Consider the following 659-nt stretch of genomic DNA (forward strand, 5'->3'; position numbering starts at 1 on the left):
CGCGCAGCAGTCCCGCGACGCTGAGGTGCTGGCGTGAGAACGGACCACTCATCAATACCTGCCTCGCAGCTTGAGAAGGTCGTGGCAGTATACTGATTCGGCTTCAAAAGTTTACGAAAGATTTTTTTCGGCTCAAAGCCAACTTATTGTTTCTAAAGCAGATATTTTTGCGGCGGGAATTGCTGGGAAGAGCGAGGATCAAAAGTCGTAGACCACCGAATCGGGTAAGGGCGGGTGTTTAGCCCGCCCTCCCCACACCACCTAGCATGCGGGTCCGCACTAGGCGATTCACAAGAAGGGAGCACACGACGCTTTAGGCATAGCCATGCGCTTTCATCCACTGATCGCGAATGCTGATCAAGCCCTGGCCTTTCAGCCAGTCATTGGTCATCCCGGTTTGCGTGCCCAGCGAGCGGGACAGATGCCAGTCGCTCTTGGAGCTCATGCCCGTCCAGATCGCGGCACGCTTCGACGACCCCAGGGCCAGCAACTGGCGAATGCGATTGCGCACCCCGCGCCACTGTTTCCAGTCGCACAGGCGGATGCGCCGCCGCAGCCAGTGGTCCAGCTCGGGAATCGGCCGGTAGTAGTCCGAGATGCCGAAGTAGCCCATCCAACCACGGACGTATTCGGAGAGTTTCTTGAGCCGGTACGCCATC

1 protein-coding gene is annotated in these 659 nt (G+C 58.1%); it reads right to left on the minus strand.

The window, feature by feature from the left end; genetic code table 11:
• Positions 1-313 precede the first annotated feature (313 nt).
• A partial coding sequence (locus CKO40_RS23845; RefSeq protein ID WP_200348409.1) for a group II intron maturase-specific domain-containing protein occupies positions 314-659 on the minus strand: 346 nt, incomplete at its 5' end.

Source organism: Halochromatium glycolicum (genome assembly GCF_016584085.1).
GTDB lineage: Bacteria > Pseudomonadota > Gammaproteobacteria > Chromatiales > Chromatiaceae > Lamprobacter > Lamprobacter glycolicus.